At 44.3% G+C, this 20707-nt stretch carries 8 protein-coding genes; all 8 read left to right on the top strand.

Annotated elements, in window-relative coordinates; translation table 11 throughout:
• The first annotated feature begins 120 nt into the window (after window positions 1-120).
• The 8 genes from NIES592_RS09125 (at window position 121) to NIES592_RS09090 (ending at window position 20539) form a co-directional block, all read left to right on the top strand.
• Window positions 121-6273, top strand: a complete 6153-nt coding sequence (locus NIES592_RS09125) for a type I polyketide synthase (protein WP_073555561.1) — start codon at window positions 121-123, stop codon at window positions 6271-6273.
• Entirely contained in the window at window positions 6273-8729 is a 2457-nt protein-coding gene (locus tag NIES592_RS09120; RefSeq protein ID WP_073555560.1) for an SDR family NAD(P)-dependent oxidoreductase, read from the top strand. Before NIES592_RS09125 ends, NIES592_RS09120 begins: the two co-directional genes overlap by 1 nt.
• Window positions 8726-13789, top strand: coding sequence for a type I polyketide synthase (locus NIES592_RS09115; protein ID WP_073555559.1), 5064 nt, complete (start codon window positions 8726-8728; stop codon window positions 13787-13789). The genes NIES592_RS09120 and NIES592_RS09115 overlap by 4 nt, the downstream gene beginning before the upstream one ends.
• A 50-nt stretch (window positions 13790-13839) precedes the next feature.
• A complete protein-coding gene (locus tag NIES592_RS09110) occupies window positions 13840-14127 on the top strand; it encodes a phosphopantetheine-binding protein (protein WP_062245740.1) in 288 nt (95 codons plus the stop codon).
• On the top strand, window positions 14127-15725 hold the full coding sequence (locus tag NIES592_RS09105; protein ID WP_073555558.1) for an alkaline phosphatase family protein: 1599 nt from the start codon (window positions 14127-14129) through the stop codon (window positions 15723-15725). Before NIES592_RS09110 ends, NIES592_RS09105 begins: the two co-directional genes overlap by 1 nt.
• A 228-nt stretch (window positions 15726-15953) precedes the next feature.
• Window positions 15954-18599, top strand: coding sequence for an efflux RND transporter periplasmic adaptor subunit (locus NIES592_RS09100; RefSeq protein WP_073555557.1), 2646 nt, complete (start codon window positions 15954-15956; stop codon window positions 18597-18599).
• 61 nt (window positions 18600-18660) lie between these two features.
• Entirely contained in the window at window positions 18661-19191 is a 531-nt protein-coding gene (locus NIES592_RS09095) for a hypothetical protein (protein ID WP_073555556.1), read from the top strand.
• Between the two features lie 160 nt (window positions 19192-19351).
• Window positions 19352-20539, top strand: a complete 1188-nt coding sequence (locus NIES592_RS09090; protein WP_231936414.1) for an alpha/beta hydrolase family protein — start codon at window positions 19352-19354, stop codon at window positions 20537-20539.
• The last annotated feature ends 168 nt before the right edge of the window (window positions 20540-20707 follow it).

Here is a 20707-nt window from a genome sequence, read left to right as displayed (position 1 = left end):
ATATTTAATGCTACGGAATTCACATTTTGCTCAGGAGTGTAAGTATGCAATGCCTATAAAACAATTTATCTATTTTTCGGTGATTTCTATCAGTACTTGCTCATCCTGTAAATATATACTATGAGTCAATTTATCTGTTTCTCTGTAAGTCCTATTAACCTTGCTCATCCTGGTATAGCTGTTGCTACTACCCGTGCAGGTGGCATTGGTATTCTAGATAGAGAATTTTGTCATGATCCAAAACAAGCAAGTAATAATTTAGATAAATTACTGGCTTTAACTAATCCTGGTCAATCTGTAGGAATACGTTTATCAGCTACTCAAATTGCTTCTAGTCATGCACTTTTAAAACGTCTGAGTCATCAACCTCATTGGCTAATCCTATGTGGGTGGAATGCCAAGACACTAGTAGAAACTGTAGCATCACTGCCAACGGGGCGATCGCGTAAACTCCTACTAGAAATTACAGACATCGAACAAGCTCAAGCTTTAGATACTCAACTAGAGAATATAAATATTGATGGCTTAATTGCTCGTGGACATGAAGGCGGAGGTTGGGTAGGTGAAGACTCCGCCTTCATCTTATTGCAGAAACTGTTGAGCATTCAGTCACGCCCAGTTTACGTCCAAGGTGGAATTGGCATTCACACAGCAGCAGCTTGCCGCGCGGCGGGAGCTGCTGGTGTCATATTGGATGACCAATTATGGCTCATGCCAGAATCACCCCTGCCACAGGAATGGCAACGCCATCTCAGTAACCTCAACGGACAAGAAGCAATATTATTGGGTGAAAGGCTCAATGCTGGTTGTCGTGTCCTGTCCCGTCCGGGATTTCAAGTAATTACTAACTTACAACAACTTGCCGACCAAATAGAAGTTGCAAACGACGGTTCAGCAGATAGTGTGCAAAATTGGCAACAACAAGCGCAACCATTAATAGGTTGGGGTGAACCAGGAAAACTCGCTTGGCCCATGGGACAAGCTGTAGGATTAGCAGCAACATTTCGCGATCGCTACCCCACAATTGGCAAACTGATTCAAGCATTACTCAAACAAAGTCAAGAACAACTCAAAACAGCCCAACAACTACGTCCCTTAGATGCCAATGCACCTTTAGCAGCTTCCCACGGCACTCAATATCCGATTGTCCAAGGGCCAATGACACGGGTGAGCGATACCGCAGAGTTTGCTAATGCAGTTTCCCAAGCCGGAGGACTGCCAATGTTAGCCTTGGCGCTGATGCGTGGTTCGCAAGTACGCAGCTTACTGCAAAAAACCCAGCAATTAATGGGCAATCGAGCTTGGGGTATCGGGATGCTGGGTTTTGTATCTCACGCATTGCGTGAAGAACAAATCCAAGCCGTAAAAGAATTCAAACCTCCCTTTGCCTTAATTGCAGGTGGACGTCCCGATCAAGCAGCTCATTTTGAAGCCGAAGGAATCGCCACCTACATCCATGTTCCAGCCCCACGCCTACTAAAAATGTTTCTAGAACAAGGGGCAAGACGGTTTGTATTTGAAGGTCGCGAGTGTGGTGGTCATGTTGGTCCGTTGAGTAGTTTTGTTCTCTGGGAAAGCATGATCGCCACCCTATTAGCAGATGCACCACCGGGTACAGAATCAGAGATACATGTGCTATTTGCCGGTGGGATTCACGATGCCCGTTCCGCAGCCATGATTGCTGCAATGGCTGCACCTTTAGTAGAACGAGGGATGCGGATAGGCGTCCTTATGGGTACAGCATATTTATTTACCCAAGAAGCTGTTGCTTGTGGTGCGATCGTCCAGAAATTTCAAGAACAAGCCCTGTCATGTAGCCGCACCATTAACTTAGAAACCGGGCCGGGACATGCTAGTCGTTGTGTCTTCACTCCCTTTGCCCAAGAATTCTACGCTACACGACGACAAATGATGGCAGCAGGCAGTCCTCCAGAGGAAATCAAAGACACCTTAGAGGATTTGACTTTAGGACGCTTGCGAATTGCCTCCAAAGGATTGCAACGTACACCAGATGGTCAGGTACAAACAGTAGACGAAGCACAACAACTGACTGATGGCATGTATATGATCGGGCAAGTCGCCACTCTCCGCGATCAAGTTTGTACTGTGCGAGAATTACACCAAAATGTATCGGAGATTGGTACTAAGCTGTTAATATCTGCGTTCGTTGAACAAGATAGAGAACAAGAAGTCACAACCCGCCCCTCAGATATCGCCATTATTGGTATAGGGACATTATTACCCCAAGCTCAGTATCCCGAAACCTTCTGGAACAACATTCTCCGCAAAGTCGATGCAATTACAGAAATTCCTGCCCAGCGTTGGGACTGGCGGCTCTACTACAATCCTGACCGTAACGCCAGAGATAAAGTTTATTCTAAGTGGGGTGGATTCTTAGAAGATGTACCCTTTGACCCGCTGCGTTTTGGTATTCCACCCAAATCTTTAAAATCCATTGAACCAGTGCAGCTGCTGGCACTAGAGACAGTGCGGCGAGCCTTAGAAGATGCTGGCTATGGGTCGGGTAACTTTGATCGCGAACATACCTCTGTAATTCTGGGGGCAGGTGGCGGCATTGCAGATTTGGGTCAGCAATATGCTACTCGTTGTGAAATACCCCGGATGGTTGGTAAAACTACACCAGAGGTTTGGGATCGTTTACCAGAATGGACAGAAGAATCATTCCCTGGTTTGTTGTTGAACGTGATTGCAGGTCGAGTTGCCAATCGTTTTGACTTCGGTGGTCACAACTTCACAGTCGATGCTGCTTGTGCTTCTTCCTTAGCAGCCTTGGATTTAGCAGTTAAAGAACTCGAAAGTGGACGTAGTAATGTAGCGATCGCTGGTGGAGTTGACACCGTTCAGAGTCCCTTTGCCTATTTCTGCTTTAGTAAAACCCAGGCTCTTTCACCACGCGGTAGATCGCGCACCTTCGACAAAACAGCAGATGGCATTGCCATTAGCGAAGGTATTGCCGTCGTTGTACTCAAACGCCTAGCTGATGCCGAAAGAGATGGTGATCGCATTTACGGAGTCATCAAAGCCGTCGCCAGTTCCAGTGATGGTAAAGCTTTGGGGATGACAGCTCCCTTACCTGCTGGGCAAATGCGGGCTTTGAGACGCGCCTACAACAAAGCTGGCTTTTCACCCAATACCTTAGGACTATACGAAGCTCACGGTACAGGTACACCAGCAGGTGATAAAGCAGAGTTAGAAACTGTGATCAGCGTCCTGAAAGAATATCAAGCTCATCCCAAATCCTGTGCGATCGGCTCAGTGAAAACCTCCATCGGTCATACTAAGAGTACAGCGGGGATTGCGGGTGTGATTAAAGCCGTCTTGGCACTGCACCACAAAGTCAAACCCCCCCATATGAATGTTGATACACCCCTCGACCCAATCATAGATGGTGAAAGCCCGGTGTATCTACCTAAAGAAGCCCAACCCTGGTTAGCTCATCCCGATCACCCCCGTCGCGCTGGTGTAAGTGCCTTTGGTTTTGGTGGCACAAATTTCCACGCTGTTCTAGAAGAATATCGAGGTAACTGGCAAGCTACTGCCCCAGGTGCTGATACCTGGCCGCACGAGTTATTGGTATTCCGTGCCGAAAACCGTGCGGCTTTAGCTCAAGAAGCCAAATCACTGCTGACAGCCCTCAGTAATGGTGCAGAACCACGTTTACAGGATCTTGCTCACAGTTTTGCTCAACGCGCCCAAGCACGTCAGAATCAGAGCGCTTGCTTGGCGATTGTGGCTGAGAGTTTGTCACAGTTACGAATAGATCTGGAAATCGCGATCGCCCACCTAGAAGGTCGTCAATCCCAAACCTTACCACCTCATATTCAGTTTGGGATGGCAGATCCTCAAGCCAATCAACAGGTAGCCTTTTTGTTCCCAGGACAAGGGTCGCAATATTCTGGTATGGCTCGGGAAACAGGGCTATATTTTAACGAAATACGTGGTACTTTCGAGTTTGCAGACCGTCAGCTACGCCAGTGTTTTCCCAAGTTACTTAGCCAATATGTTTATCCACCCAGCCCTTACAGCGAAGACGAAGAAAAGCAAAACTACAAACAGCTGATGGATACCCGGATTGCCCAGCCAGCAATTGGGGCAGTGGAAACAGGTTTGATAGATTTGGCAGCCAGGCTAGAACTGAAGCCCGTCATGGTTGGTGGACACAGTTTTGGCGAGTACACAGCCCTGCACGCTGCGGGAGTTTTATCCAGAGAAGACTTTTTTAACTTGGCTGCAACTAGAGGACGGGTGATGGCAGAAGCCTGTGCGACTTCCGTAGGAGCCATGGCCGCAGTCCAGACTAGCCGCGAAGATTTGCTCTTACGCCTCCAGAATTTTGAGGGAGTAGTGATTGCTAACCAAAATGCTCCCCGTCAGTCGGTGATTTCTGGAGATAAACAGGTTGTGCAACAGGTGGTAGATAGTTTAAACGCTGCTGGAATTACAGCCCGGATGTTGCCAGTTTCTGGTGCTTTTCACTCCGCTTTGGTGGCATCCGCCCAAGCCGCTCTCGCAGCGCCTATTTCCACCGTCACCATGCACTCTCCCCGCATCCCTGTTTATGCTAACTCCACAGGTCGCCCCTACGGCTCGAATATTAATGACATCCGTAGCCAGTTATCCAAGCAATTACTCAACCCAGTAGAGTTTTTGGGGCAAATTAATGCGATGTATGCCGATGGAGCGCGGATTTTCGTAGAACTCGGGCCAAAGCATGTCCTAACTAATCTGGTCGCTCAAATCCTGGCACAAAAAGAACACACTGCTGTTTCTTTAGATGGGCAAGGTGGGGGATTGCGTGGTTTATTGATAGCTTTGGGTACATTGTTCGTTCGTGGTGTTCACATCAAGTTAACAGCTTTATTTGATGGTCGTGATGTCCAAAACCTCAACCTAGCTAAATTGGTCGAGTTAACACGCAAACCTGCTTTACCTCCAACAGGTTGGTTAATTAACGGTGGTAGTGCCAGACCACAAAACCAGCCAGTTGGTTACACAGGTAAACTACCACCTTTAAATCAAGAAACTGCTGCTCTGATCGCACGATTACCCGAATTAAGTCAACCCCCAACCCAGCCAGTACCTATACAAGAACAACCAACACCAAAACCACAGCCTCACACTCACCTTGTATCAAAAAAGCCAGAAATCCCCATGAATCAACCAGCTACATCATCCACCCCAGCTAACGGCAAGAGCTTAAATGGCAATTCCTCGCCTCTCCCTGTACCTGCGAACCCAGCTCAGCAAGCAATGGGAGCAGGTATTTTGCAAGCCTATCAGGCTTACCAAGAAACTATGCGTAAATTCTTGGCAGTCCAAGAACAGGTGATGAGCCAGCTACTAGCTACACCATTGGCAAACGCACCTACACCTGCTACCACTCCCTTACCACCCCGCAGACAACCAGAAAATCATCTGCCACCTGCTCCGCAACCTGTAGTTGTTCAGCCAAAAAATGGTTCTGCCCCAACCCTAACACCCAACAACAAACAAGAGCAAATACCAGTTGCACCCCAACCCCTGATTCCTCAACCAGCGTCAGCGCCGCCTGTACAGGAGATGGTTGTTAAACAAGTACCAGCACCCCCAGCTACTACCCAGTCCTTGCCAGATCGTGCTAGTTTAACTCAGACCTTATTAGGACTGGTCAGTGAACGTACAGGTTATCCCGCAGATATGTTGGGACTTGACCAAGATATGGAAGCAGAACTAGGTATTGACTCAATCAAGCGAGTCGAAATATTGGGAGCGCTCAACCAAGCTTTACCAGCCAGCCTTGCAGATAGTGTCCGTCAGCAAATGGAGCAGTTGACCAGGGTCAAATCTCTCAATGGCATTGTCGATAAAATCTTAGAAAATCTCCAACCTACGGCTGCGGCTACCGTTACCAACACAGTCACAGCTGCAAATATCTCGTCTGCACCGGTCGGTGAATCGCTAAATCAAACCAAACTCACTCAGACTCTGTTGCAACTAGTGAGCGATCGCACCGGTTATCCCACAGATATGTTGGGATTAGACCAAGATTTAGAAGCAGAATTGGGTATTGATTCGATTAAGCGAGTGGAAATTCTGGGTGCGCTGCAAAAAAGTTTGCCTCAGTCCCTAGCAACTAGTGTGCAAGCACGCATGGAAAGTTTGACCCGTGTGAAATCTCTCAATAGTATTGTTGAGCAAGTTCTGGCAATCTCAGCACAGGAGAATGGCCTGGGAAAGCCTCCAGCCCAGTTGCAAGTATCCCACGCTACGTAATGCAAGCACAGGTAGAAGCTTTGCCCTCACGACAGCTTGTTTCGCTGACAGGCTTGTTCTTGATTACAGAAGATGGACTATCCGCAGCTTCCCATGTTGCCGCAGCATTGCAACAAAAAGGAGCTACTACAGCTATCCTCAACACCTCTACCTTAGCTGAACCAGAAAAACTAGAACAGGCGATCGCACGTGTTAGGCAAATTCACGGTTCTGTCACCGGAATTATACATCTCGCTCCCTTAGCTGCCCTTGAACTACCGGAAACTCTGACTGAGTGGCGGCAAATCACCCAGATTCACTGCAAGAGTCTATTTCAATTACTGCATCTGTGTGCCGCTGATTTGCAACAAGCAGGGCAACAACAAATGGGTTGTGTAGTGGCGGCTTCTTTACTAGGAGGATATTTCGGTCGCCAGGGTCAAGGTATTTCTGGCTTACCCACTGGTGGTAGTAACACTGGTTTCCTCAAAACCCTGGTAACAGAGTGGCCTGGTGTTCGAGCCAAAGCCATTGACTTTGACAACAGTCTATCTCCTGTTAGCATCGCCGAACACATTGTCAAAGAAGTACTCAGTGGTGGTCGTTTGGAAGTCGGCTATCCCCAGGGGAAACGGACGATTTTCCAAACAGTTACAGCAAAATTGGCGAGGGAAAATCCACCTGCACCATTAACACCAACCAGAGATTGGGTAGTATTAGTAACAGGTGGAGCTAGGGGAATTACTGCTGAAAATGTGAATGATTTGGCACAATCCGGCTTAAAGCTGGTGATTACAGGACGAGCCGCAGAGCCAGTAGCAGAAACACCTGATACAGCAGGTATTGAAGATATCACTGTACTGCGGCGAGTCTTACTGCAAAGAGCGCGGACACAAGGTTTGACCCCCACCCCAATACAGATAGAGCGGCAACTGCAAGACTTGTTACGCGATCGCGCCATTGCCAATAATCTCCAACAATTTCGCCAAGCTGGCGCTCAGGTAGAGTATCTAGCAGTGGATGTGAGAAATGGGGAAGAGTTTGGTTCTGCGATTAACAGTATTTATACTCGTTACGGTCGCTTAGATGCGGTTATTCATGGTGCTGGTATCATCGAAGACAAGCTCATTGCTGACAAAAACTTTGCATCTTTGGAGCGTGTTTTTGACACCAAAGCAGACAGTACGTTTTTGTTGTACCGTTATCTCAGACCAGAATCCCTGAAACTGCTTGTCTTGTTTAGCTCCGTTGCTGGACGCTATGGCAATCGCGGTCAATCTGATTATGCTGCTGCCAATGAAGTGATGAATCGCTTTGCTTGGCATATGGATTGCTCTTGGTCTAATACGCGGGTTGTAGCCATCAACTGGGGGCCTTGGGATACCACTGGTATGGCTTCAGAAGAAGTCAAACGTCAATTCCGAGAACGTGGTATAGTTCCTATCCCATTATCAGCAGGTCGTCATTTTTTTCTTGAGGAATTGCATTACGGACGCAAGGGTGAAACCGAGATAGTTGCAGGGGAAGGTCCTTGGGAAGCCTACGAAAGTTCGGGGAGCAAGGATTGGGAATCAAGAAACGGGGAACAGATCAGGGCAAATACACCGTACCTTTTATTACCTTCAGCTCCGCAACTACAACCCAACGGCACTGTTACCCTAGAACACACCTTTTCCCTAGCCACTGACCCTTATCTACAAGATCATCGCTTAGATGGTAAACCTGTTCTCCCTGCTGCTGGTGCCTTAGAGTGGTTCGGTGAATTTGTCCAGTCAGCTTGGCCAGAATGGCAGGTGAGCGAAGTTTGCCAACTCAGAGTTTTACGGGGTTTAGTACTAGATACAGAGGTTGGTAAAAAAGTTTTATTTAAGGCTCGTGCTTCTAGCCATGCTGACTCTGAATCCTTACAGGTAGCAGCAGAAATCGTTGACCCAGAGCGCAATATTCCCTTTTACCGAGCTTCTGTGATTCTTCGTCCGCAATGGTCAGAACCACCAGCAACCGAAATTTTACCATTATCTTCCGGAGAAAAGTTACAACCTGCTGTAGCTTATGATACGTACCTGTTTCATGGTCAACGTTTCCAATTAATTACAGCCATTGATCGATTAAATGATGGGGGTATTGACGCCCAAGTCATGCCTAGCCGACCTGTGGCGTGGTTGAACAGTCAACCAATGGCTAATTGGTTATTTGACCCCGGCTTGATTGATGTAGCTCCTCAGTTAGCGATCGTCTGGGCGCGAGTACAACGAGGAACTACAGCTTTACCTGCTCGATTTGGCAGCGTCAAGCGTTATGGGCAATCGATGCCTAACGGTCAGTTACGAATTGCCTTCCGAGTTAATCGCTTTGATGACCACAGCCTAAATTACGATGCTGTTTTTATTGATGAAAACGGCTATGTACGCTTCCATCTCAAGGACATTGAGAGTACTTGCAACACTGCTCTAAATCGTTTAGCCAGCCACCTATGATTGTGCCAAATTCATCTCACGACATTGCCATTGTTGGTATGTCTGCCTTATTTCCTGGAGCTAAGGATCTGCGTACATACTGGCAAAACATTTTAAATCAGGTTAACGCTGTTGGGGATGCACCCGATAAATGGGCAAAGCCTTATTTTGACCCTGATTCCACAGCAAATGACCGCATCTACACCCGTAAAGGTGGTTTTTTAGGAGACTTGGCTGAATTCAATCCCCTGGAATTTGGGATTATGCCCAGTTCGGTGGATGGTGGTGAACCTGATCACTTTCTTGCTCTCAAACTTGCTTGGGAAGCGCTGCAAGATGCAGGCTACATCGATCGCCCCTTTAACCGAGAAAAAACAGGTATTATTCTGGGTCGTGGTACTTACATCAACCGGGGCTACAATACACTGTTGCAACATGGTCAGATTGTAGACCAGACCTTGGATTTGCTGACGCAATTGCATCCAGACCTAGATGAAAATACGTTATATGAGATCCGCAAACAGCTAAAAGCCAGCTTGCCACCTTTTACAGCTGAGATGGCGCCAGGACTAGTGCCGAATGTAATTACAGGCCGCATTGCGAATCGCCTCAACTTGATGGGGCCTAATTACATTATTGATGCAGCTTGCGCTTCTTCCTTAATTGCTGTAGAACTGGCGATGAAAGAGCTATTAAGCGATCGCTGCGACATGGTGTTAGCGGGGGGTGTTCATGCTTCCACCCCACCGCAAATTAACATGATTTTCTGTCAGTTGGGTGCTTTGTCTCGCAGTGATATTAAACCTTTTGATAGCAAAGCCAGTGGTACTCTACTGGGGGAAGGTCTGGGAATTGTAGTTTTGAAACGGTTACGCGACGCTGAAAAAGATGGCGATCGCATCTATGCCGTTCTCAAAGGTGTTGGTAGTTCTAGTGATGGCAAAGCCTTGGGACTTTTAGCACCACGTCTGGAAGGGGAAGTGCTGGCACTACAACGTGCCTACCAAGAAAGTGGTGTTGACCCGACTACAGTGGGCATGATTGAAGCCCATGGTACAGGCATCGCCTTGGGAGATCAAACAGAGGTACGCTCCTTAACCCAAATTTTTGGTCAGCGTCAGGAGCAATTACCGAAGTGTGCTTTGGGTTCTGTGAAATCAATGATTGGTCACTGTATTCCCGCCGCCGGCGCCGCAGGACTGATCAAAACAGCACTGGCACTATACCACAAAATCTTGCCACCAACGCTGTGTGATGAGGTGAATCCTGGGCTAGAAATCGAAAAGACTCCCTTTTATATCAATACACAGGCACGACCCTGGATTCATGGCGATCGCTCCACACCGAGACGGGCAGGTGTCAACTCTTTTGGCTTTGGTGGTATTAATGCTCATGCTGTCTTAGAAGAGTACCCAACCCAAGCTGTACAATCAACTAAGTTACTACACCAGCAATGGCCTACAGAACTGCTGTTGTTCTCAGGTGATAGTCGTTCAGTACTAATTGAACGCATTCATCAAGTCCAACAAGTACTGCAAAATCATCCCCAAGTAACTCTCGCTAGCATTGCCTACACCCTGTCAACTCACTCAGTCGGTTGCCATCGTCTGGCTGTAGTCGCCAAGGATATCTCAGAATTACAGAAAAAACTCAGTCAGGCAGTTGAGAAATTACAAAATTCTGCCAAAAGCCGCTGGCAAACTCGTAACGGCATTTATTATGCAGAAGTTGATGCCAATGCCAATCCTGGCAAGACAGCCTTTATATTTCCTGGTGAAGGGTCGCAATATCCCCAGATGTTGGCTGATTTGTGCCTTTATTTCCCGCAAGTGCGCGAGTGGTTTGACTTTTTAGACGCTACTTTTAGTCAGAGACGTGCTTATTTACCCAGCCAGCTGATTTTTCCACCACCGACAAGTTTAACGGAAACAGAACGTCACCATGCTCAGCGACGACTATTTGATATGGATGTCGCTTCCGAGACTGTGTTTACTGCCAGCATGGCATTGTACGAATTGCTATGTAAATTAGGCGTTAACTGCGATGTCATGGTGGGACACAGCACAGGCGAGAATGCAGCGCTGATTGCTTCTGGTACTGTCCGCTTGTCTGACCGGATGGAATTGATGTCCAAAATGCGCCTCCTCAATCAGATTTACCTAGATTTAGAGGTGGCAAACAATATTCCCAAGGGCTCACTGTTAACAGTTGGGGCGATCGCACCTGAAGTTTTGCAACAAGTTTTAGATGAGTTTGATGGACGCCTACATGTGGCAATGGATAATTGCCCAAATCAAGTAGTTCTGTTCGGCAGTGTCAATGATATTGATGCAGTCACCAGTAAGTTGCAAGCAGTAGGTGGTATTTGTACCCGTCTGCCTTTTGATCGTGCCTATCACACATCTTTGTTTGCACCCGTGGGAACTGCCTTCCTGGCATTCTACAATGATTTGGATGTAGGTTCTGGTCACACACCTCTTTACAGTTGTGCTACTGCGGCTCCCTTTCCCCAGGAACCACAAGCGATTAGGGCGTTAGCAGCCCAACAATGGTCGAGTCGAGTGCGCTTTCGGGAAACAGTTCTACAGCTGTATGAGAGTGGAGTTAAAAATTTTATTGAGGTTGGGCCTAGCAGTAATCTGACTGCCTTTGTCAGTGATATTCTTCACGGTCAAGAACACCAAGCCATAGCCAGCAACAGCCAACGGCAATCTGGCTTGGAACAGATTCAGCATTTGCTAGCACGGCTGTTTGTCAACGGTAATCCTGTAGATACAAAGGCGTTGTACTTGCATCGACAAATTACTCCTATCAGCCTAGATACGACAACGCAAGTTCGCCAAATTCACAAGTCCACTCCTGTGTTAGAACTGACCATGCCAGTTCTGCGCTTGCAACCAGACTTTGTTAACACTGTCCGGGAAAAATTGCAAGTAAGCAAAGATATTTCTGTTTCTCATGTGGGTGCGATCGCGCCAACGCCACTTAATCCACCTGTGGTAAAACGACCAGAACCAGTAGCAAAGGACTCATCTAGCACGATTCCGGTTGTGGCAACCGTAGTATCAACAAATGTGAATGATGCAGTTGCTATTACCGCATCTGTGAGAAATAGTGTAGTAAAAGACAGTATTAGTGATGAAAATATAGTCACTTTTAGCACATCAAAAACTTATGCAAATGCAGGGGAAGACCAATCTTATACCGATGAAGAGCAACGCTTGTCAATTATCTTTGACCACTTTGACTTAATGCAAGAATTCCTTGATAGTCAAGCACGGGTGATGACAGCGCTATACTCTCACCTAGCTGGTGTAGACAATGGGTTGATTGCTCCTTTTGTCAATATGTCTTTAGCACTGCCAGAAGCCAACGATTTGCAACCATCCACCTTTGATGAAACCTTCCCGCTGTTAGGTGAGATCCTGGAACACGATGCCCAGCATCTTTACTGCCAACGTCGCTTTGATATGCAGCGAGATATTTTTCTCTACGACCACACTATTGGCGGCCAAGTATCTCAAAGGCATTTAGACTTGTTTCCCCTGCCTGTGATTCCATTCACTGTTAGTATGGAAACCCTTGCGGAAGCAGCAGTTTATCTCGTGGGTGAAGATAAGCTAGTGGTGGGAGTTTACGACCTACGCGGTTATCGTTGGTTGGCTCTGGATCGTGGCGAACTCACTCTCAAGATCAAAGCACGGTTGCAACCCCAACCAGATCCCCAAACTTGGGAAGTAAAGGTACAACTATTCCAAGTAGGGCAAGGTAACACTATCGAGCACTTGGTATTTGAGGGTAATGTACGTCTGGCAAATCAATTTCCAGTATCGCCATTACCACTGCCTTTTCACCTCGAGACACCTGCACCTTCCCGTTGGTCTGATGCCGATTTGTACCGTACCGGGATGTTCCATGGTCCACGTTTCCAAGGCGTGAGGCACATTCGCCAATGGGGTTTACAGGGAATTGAAGCTGATTTGGAAGCGATCGCCATTGAAGATTTCTTTAGTAATACCCAACAGCCAATCTTTCAAATAGATGCAGGTTTGCTTGATGCTGCTGGACAATTAGTCGGGTACTGGGTTTCGGAACAGTTTGGCACAGATTTTAATGTTTTCCCCTTCCAAGTACGGGCATTTCATCAGTACGTATCACCTCTACCGGCCAACAGTGCAGTATTATGCCGTGGCTTAATGCGTTTTACTAGTGAGTGGCAAACTGAGGCTAGCTTTGATTTTCTTGATGCCACAGGTCGGGTAATCGCTCGTTTAGAAGGATGGCAAGACCGTTACTTTAGCGTACCACACAGATATTACCAATGTCGCTTGCATCCCCAAACTGCTTATTTATCAGATGCTTGGCTGCAAGCATCCTGGGACTTAAACCCCAGGCTACAAATGGTGGTGCGACGCATTGAACCCTTCCCAGAACATTTCCTGGATGATTCTTGGAGTATTTGGAAACGTGTTCTAGCACATCTGATGCTCAATGAATCAGAACGCCTTTTCTGGTACAATCTACCAGAAAAAGGAACAGAACGCACGGATTGGTTGATTGGTTGCATTGCTGCTAAAGATGCCGTCCGTCAGTGGGCAAAGCAAAATTTTAATTTGGAACTTGCCCCTATTGATATTGAAGTTATCAGCACTACCACAGGTAAACCTGTTGTCCGTTGTCCAGAGTTGGAGACGATGGCGGGAGTTTTACCAGAGATTGCCATTAGTCACAGTCAAGGTTTTGTCGTCGCAGCGATGGCACACCCAGGAAAGTCCATCGGCATCGATCTCGAGCATTTTGACTCTGTGTGTGTTGAAGGCTTAGTAGCTACTGCCTTCAGTGAATCCGAACTGCAACAAATGCCACAAAGACACCAGAGTAGCATCACCGGGCTGTGGTCTGCGAAGAAAGCTGTTGCTCAAGCACTAGGTACAGGACTGCAAGGCAATCTGACACAGTTGTTAATTACCCATGTTTCCAGTGATGGACAGTGGGTCACTATTAACTACGGTAATGAATCATTTGTCGTCCAGCTTTGTTACAGCGATCGCGAAGTATTAGCTATTTGTCAGCACTCCTAATTGTTGCCAAATTCTCAAATTAATCAGAAGTTTCTTTCACAGCAACCTTTATGCAAGCCATAGACTCTCCAATTCAATCGACAATTATTGAGATCCTCAAAGATATTATCCAAGACTGGGATTTGGAATCTGATGAGATCAGTCTCGAGACCCAGTTAGTAGCAGACCTTAGCTTTGCCTCTATCGATATCATCCATTTTGTTGTTGCCATAGAAGACCATTTCAAGCAGAAATTCGGATTTGCTCAATTATTGATGCAGGATGGTCGTTATGTTGACGACCTGAACTTAGGTCAAGTTGTGAATTTTGTTTCTAGTCAATTAAACGGAGGGGTGTGATGACAAAAACATTATTTATTGGATTAGATGGTGCAACTTTTACCGTTATCAATGAAATGATCCGCGACCTACCTGATGTAGGTGTGACGATGCCTTTTTTGAAACAGTTTATTGAAAACGGCGCAAGGGCAAAATTGCTTTCCACTCCCAATCCTCTCACTCCTCCGGCTTGGGTTTCGATCATGACAGGTCGCACTCCTGGAAATCACGGCGTCTACGACTTCATTCGCGCTGAAGAAAAAGCAGGGGACGTTTATTTTACCCTGTATGATGCTAGAGATATTCGTACAGAAACTATTTGGTCGAGCGCCAGCCGCCAAAATTGTACAGTTGTAGCTTTAAACTTTCCTTTCACTGCCCCACCCCTACCTATTAATGGAGCTTTAATACCAGGTTTTGTTCCCTGGAAACACCTGCGTCGCAACACAACTCCAGGTAATTTATATGATCGCCTCAAGGAAATCCCAGATTTTGATCCCAAGGAATTAGCTTGGGACTTTGACCGCGAAAAACAAACCTTGGAGGTGATGACCGATGAGGATTTAGAAAACTGGGTTCGCTATCATATCCCCCGTGATGAACAATGGTTCCGGATTGCTGAGAAACTTCTCAAAGAAGATAATCCCGACTTAATGGCAGTGTTGTTTGATGGCGTAGACAAACTCCAGCACCAAATCTGGATGTTTCTCGACCCAGCTTTGATACCTGCTAATCCTTCCCCTTGGCAAAAACGGATGCGGGAACTATGTCTAGAGTATTTCCGTAAGTTAGATACTTATATTCAGCGCCTAGTGGAACTTGCTGGCCCTGAAGCTCAGGTATTTATGGCCTCAGATCACGGCTTCACAGCTACAACAGAAGTAGTTCGCATCAATACCTTTTTGCACGAAAAAGGTTATTTAGTATGGAAAGAAACAGATGGTTCTGAAGCCAGTAATAGACGTGAATCTAGTTGGTTTGCCAATCTAGATTGGGATAAAACTTTAGCTTACTGCCGTACTCCCTCTAGTAACGGCATTACAATCCGTGTAGCCGAAAAACCAGGAGATCCAGGTGTTCAGCCTTCAGAATACGAAGCCTTCCGCGAAAAACTAATTTGTGATTTGGAGAATTTCCGAGATCCAAATACAGGCGAAAGGATTATCCAAGCAATTCATAAACGGGAAGATGTTTATTCTGGAGCGGCTATGCATGAAGCTCCTGACTTAACTCTAGTGCTGCGCGACTATGGTTTTGTCTCAATCAAAAATTACGAACCTGCCGTTGAACCGCGTGAAACACCAGGAGGAACTCATCATCCTGACGGTATTTTCCTAGCAGGAGGATACGGAATTAAATCCAACTATGAAGGGAAACGCCAAAATGTTGTAGATGTTCCAGCCGCTCTGCTGTATAGTCTTGGCCTTTCTGTACCCGCAGATTTTGAAGGTTATGTACCTGAAGAGTTCTTCACTGAAACTCATTTAGATTTAAAACCAATCAAAATTGGTGCTTCTACTGTTACTGGCGAAGAAGCAAATACAGGAACTGGCGATATTAGTGAGGACGAAAAACAACAAATCATTGCTCAGCTACAAATGCTTGGCTACATGGAATAACAAGAATTTTAAGTTAACGTGCTAAGGAGTATAACAAATACCCCAATCCTGTTAAACACTGGGATGAGCAAGAAAATAGAGGGGAGAAATTTATTAGTTTCTCTCCCTTATCTGATCTAGACAAATCTCATAAGCTAAAAAACTTCTGCTTTGAGTAACAATATCTAAAATAAACTTTTATCACACAAAGAAGTAAAAAATTGAGCCGACAATTTCTGTTTATTTGTCATGTATAAACCATTAAAAAATCGCTGGCGTAGAGATTTAGAAATTAAAAGAATTCCACAAGTAGGGAAAAAACCTGAATGTTACCAAGTTAAAATTCCCAACTCTGAGCAAATATTTGAATTCGGATTGGAAGAATATTTCCTTTGCCAATCGATGAATGGAGTAGCTACTCCATCCGTAATTATTGATAAATTTGTATCTCGTTTTAATACTTTACTAGCCGAAGAAGATTTTGATCAGTTTTCTCGTCAAATTGCAGAGTGTAATCTTCTCGAACCATTTCTATCTGAATCAGATATAGAAAATGTAATACAGGAACCATTATTAGAAATTAAACAAAATGAATATACCAGAATATCTTCTGGTATGACTTTTTCTAAAAAAGAAAAACATAAATCTCAAGTCTATATATGGTCTGCTGTCAATCCTGGTAAAAAATTTGCTGTTCTCAAAAATATTTTTGCACCATTTAGTCTGTTATTTCAAGTATCAGTTTGGGGATTGATACCTGGCATACCCATAGCTTTTTTAACTTTATTTAATAACCAATTTCTCTTGTGGTCTGATTATCTTTCTGGAATTAAGTCTTTACCTTATTTACAAATTTATATATTTAATCTTATTTTTGCCTCTCTGACAGCTAAGATAGCTCAGGGTGTAGTGCTTACTTATTATGGTGGTACAGTTACGAAATTTGGCTTGGTTCTGGCTGCTGGATTTTTACCCCGCTTTTATATTGATAGAGAGCCTATGTGGCAACTTCGACGTCACAAACAATTGTGGACTCTAGCAACTCCAGTAATAACCAGACCAATTTTATTTGTTTTGAGTGTTTTAGTTTGGTATTTGCACCGTGAAACAGGAACACAATTGAGCAATTACGCTCTTTTACTTGCTCATGCCAGTTTTATAGATTTTTTACTAGATGCAAGTCCTCTATGGCCTTCTGACGGCTATGTATGGACAACAGCTTATTTTCGTCTACCACCTAACTTGTTTCAAAGATCTTTTTTGGTTTGGGATATGTTACTTAACCGCCGTCCCCTACCAAAATCATTACCTGCAAAACAAAAATTAGGATTGCAACTGTTTTTGCTGGGTGCAGGAATTTTTTCAATCTCAGTGATTTTGACAATCATTTATTTTGCTGCTGGGGGTTTAGCAGAAAACTTGCCCGGAATTTTAGGTAATGGTACTACCTATATATTTTTATTTGTACTATTAGCACTTGTTTTACGCCAGCCAATATCTAAATGCTTGAACTCACAGAAACTGAATAATTTAGTGACAAGAGATATGATTACATCAGCAAAAGAATCAGAATACGCAAATCAGAAAGTCAATAAATCTTGGCTGGGTACATTTTTAAAAGCATGTACAATGCTTGGAGGCTTGGCACTTTTTTTGCCATATCCATATCGTTCTGGTGGTCAAATTAAATTAATAACTTCTAAGCAGCAGCAAATACAAGCTGAAGTTGATGGAAAAATTACCCGAGTTTTACTCAAAGGTGGTGATGGTACTTGGGTAAAAGCCGGAACTGTAGTAGCAACTATGGAAGCTCCGGAAATTAGCAATGAGTTTTCTAAAACCGAGGAGCAAATAAACAGTAAGCAAGCTGATATGAGAAAGCAGGAAGCTGAACTAGCTAAGCTACTAGCTACTCCTAAGAAAGAAGATGTAGAAGTTGCTAAACAACAAGTAGAAGTTGCACAACAGCAAGTAGCAGTTGCTAAGCAAAAAGTAAAAGTTGCTCAACAAGAAGTGGAAGTAGCCAAAGGAGCACTTCAGACTGCTATTAGTAGAGCTGAATTTAGTCTTCGTGAAGCTGAGAGATTTAAATATTTGTCAGAACAAGGTGCTTATTCTCGTCAACAGTATGAAGATGCTGAGAAGCGTGCTACAACAGATCGCAATACTGTTGAGGAAATGAAGCAAAATGTTGAAAAAGCTCAACAAAGTCTACAGGAAGCAAAAGAAGATGTTGCAGTTAAATATCAAAAAGTAGAAGAAGCAAAAGCTAATCTCAGTTTAGTCAAGAGTGGACCTTATCCAGAAGAACTAGATGCTGTGCGTCAAGAAATAGCAGCTACTAGAGCAGAAATCCAGCGTCTGAGGCAACAATTGACATATCTTAATAGTCAGCTTAAACGTACTAAATTAGTAATGCCATTTGATGGATATATAGTCACTTCTGAATTGCAGCAAAAAGTAGGTAGTTATCTAGATAAGGGCGATACCTTTGCTACTGTAGAAAACTCTCGCAATATTTATGGAGAAATCCAAATTCCCGAATATGAAGTAAGTGAAATTATTGCTGGAGGAAAGGCTGAAGTTAAGCTGACCGCATATCCCAATGATCCTTTGATGGGACGTGTAATTTCAATTGAACCTGTTACCAGCAATGATAATTCATCAAGTAAGATTTCTGTTAATCAAACTTCCGGTACAACTTTAGAGTCTACAAATGCAACATCTAGTCGAGTGGTTAAGGTAGTAGTAGAGTTTCCCAGAACTAGCAAAATTTTAAAATCTGGTATGTCTGGTTATGCAAAAATCGAGGGTAAAAGTATGCCTGTAATCATAGCGTTTACTCGTCCTATTGTTCGATTTATTCAAATTGAATTGTGGTCTTGGATTCCTTAAATTTTTATTAATTGGCAAACTTTTCTATGAATTAAAACAGCGAAAAATTGGAAGATAGATTATGGATATAGAAAGAGTTTATGGGTCTAGTAGTATAGAAGAAATTAAACAGCGCCAAGCCCAGATGGAATATCGCAAGCTCTGGTTAAAAGCACTACATGATGAAAATCAGCTAGAACTTGAGTCACTTTCCCAAATCAAAGAAGATGTAGTTACAGAAATACAACAAGCTAATTCTCTGACTAAGCTTATAGGATTTTTTAAGGGGAATAAATCTCAAAATAAAATAGAAGAAATCCCGGAGGAAAATCACAAAAAGCCTAACCTGACTCAAGGGAGTATGCTGGAATTTATTGACGACATGTCTCATTTTGCTTTGGAAATGAATCTTAGTTTCACAACACCAGATGAGATCAAACAACGTCAAGAAACACTAAACAATCGTCAAGCTTGGCTGCAAAAATTGTTAAAGACTACAGAAAAAGAACTGAATTTAATTTCTACGGCAGAGGAACAAAAAGCGAATGAGGATGTCAAAGAAATCAGTGAAACCTCAGACACTGTTTTGAAAATCATCGATTCTAAATCTTGAGTACAAAAAAACAGATTTTCACCATAAAACAATTTTGAACTCTGTTCACGTGTATATAGAATATTGGCAAGCAATTATTTTGTCTAGAGTTAACAACAGATTCTTTAGACTAATAAACTGACTTTCTAAGTAGTTTATCTGTTATATCGAGGAAATTAGTGTGAAAAATAAAAATTTTCTCAAGGTACGAATAGCTAGATGTTTTGTCTTACTTATGCCAATAACTTTATTGATATCTCCTACTGTGACAGCTTGCTCTTCTAAGTGGAATGATAATCACGTGTTTGCTCAGTCTTCACCAACCTCAGTAAGCGATCGCTCATTAGTTGCATCTACGCACAAATCTCATCAACAAGTCTACAATGTCGGTATTGTCGACAACCTAATACTCAAGGATGCCCAACGCAACCGTCAGATACCAATTAAAGTTTCTTACCCGGAAGGACAACAAGGGTCGTTTCCTGTCATAGTCTTTTCTCATGGGGCTGGCGCTTCCAAGGATGATTACGCTCCTCTGACTCGCTTCTGGGCTAGTCAAGGATATATCTGCATCCAGCCTACCCATGCAGATTCAATAGCTTTAAACAGGCAACAAGGCAACTCTGAGAACTTACGTGAAAGCGTCCGACAAATGCTGGGCGATGCCAAAGGTTGGAAAGACCGTGCAACCGATATATCTTTTATCATTAGTTCTTTGAGTGAACTAGAGCGCCAAGCACCCCAGTTGAAAGGCAAAATGAATACTCAGCGTATTGGTGTTGGTGGTCATTCTTACGGTGCTTACACTGCTCAGTTGGTTGGCGGAGCAACCATTGATATACCAGGAGGAGCTAAAGCACAAAGTTTTGCAGACCGTCGTGTGAGTGCAGTCTTGTTATTGTCTCCTCAGGGAACTGGTCAGCAAGGACTAACTCGTAACTCTTGGGCAAAAATAAATCTGCCGATGATGACGATGACTGGTTCCAAAGATAGAGGCGCTCAAGGACAAGGGCCAGATTGGAAAGAGGAGCCTTTTAAGTATTCTCCTGCGGGCGACAAGTATCTTGTTTTTATAGAGGGAGCCTCCCACTTTTCATTCAGTGGTAGATTTGCTGACCGTGGACAAGCTAGGGGTGAAACTTTAGGACGACAACGTGGTTGGAGGTTACGAGAACGCTTTGGGGGTGGCGATCGCAGATTTTTTGGCGGTGGTCAACAGCAAGAAGGAACCATCTTTAGTTATGTCAAAACTGCCAGTCTCTCTTTTTGGGATGCTTATTTGAAACAGGATAGCAAAGCTAAGGAATTCCTCAAGTCTGATGCACTCAAGTCTGAAAGCAATGGAGATGTCTCAATTTCTTTCAAATAAAATCAAATTTTGGTAATTTGCTTGTAAGAATATTTTTTTGAGTAAGGACTGTGTAGTCCTTATTTTTTCATCTATCATAGCAACACAGTTCAGTAATGATTAATTTGCCTTGGTGTCTTGGTGTCTTGGTGGTGAAAAAGATAATATTTAACCACTAAGACACTAAGA

It is taken from the genome of Fischerella major NIES-592 (genome assembly GCF_001904645.1).
Taxonomy (GTDB): Bacteria; Cyanobacteriota; Cyanobacteriia; order Cyanobacteriales; family Nostocaceae; genus Fischerella; species Fischerella thermalis.
Note: the sequence above shows the minus strand (reverse complement) of the source record. Positions and strands in the feature narration are given on the sequence as shown.

Bases quoted from the DNA above. Each gene is read 5' to 3' on its own strand.
- NIES592_RS09100 (WP_073555557.1), top strand. From the start codon at position 15,954: ATGTATAAACCATTAAAAAATCGCTGGCGTAGAGATTTAGAAATTAAA.
- NIES592_RS09120 (WP_073555560.1), top strand. From the start codon at position 6,273: ATGCAAGCACAGGTAGAAGCTTTGCCCTCACGACAGCTTGTTTCGCTG.
- NIES592_RS09125 (WP_073555561.1), top strand. From the start codon at position 121: ATGAGTCAATTTATCTGTTTCTCTGTAAGTCCTATTAACCTTGCTCAT.
- NIES592_RS09095 (WP_073555556.1), top strand. From the start codon at position 18,661: ATGGATATAGAAAGAGTTTATGGGTCTAGTAGTATAGAAGAAATTAAA.
- NIES592_RS09115 (WP_073555559.1), top strand. From the start codon at position 8,726: ATGATTGTGCCAAATTCATCTCACGACATTGCCATTGTTGGTATGTCT.
- NIES592_RS09110 (WP_062245740.1), top strand. From the start codon at position 13,840: ATGCAAGCCATAGACTCTCCAATTCAATCGACAATTATTGAGATCCTC.
- NIES592_RS09105 (WP_073555558.1), top strand. From the start codon at position 14,127: ATGACAAAAACATTATTTATTGGATTAGATGGTGCAACTTTTACCGTT.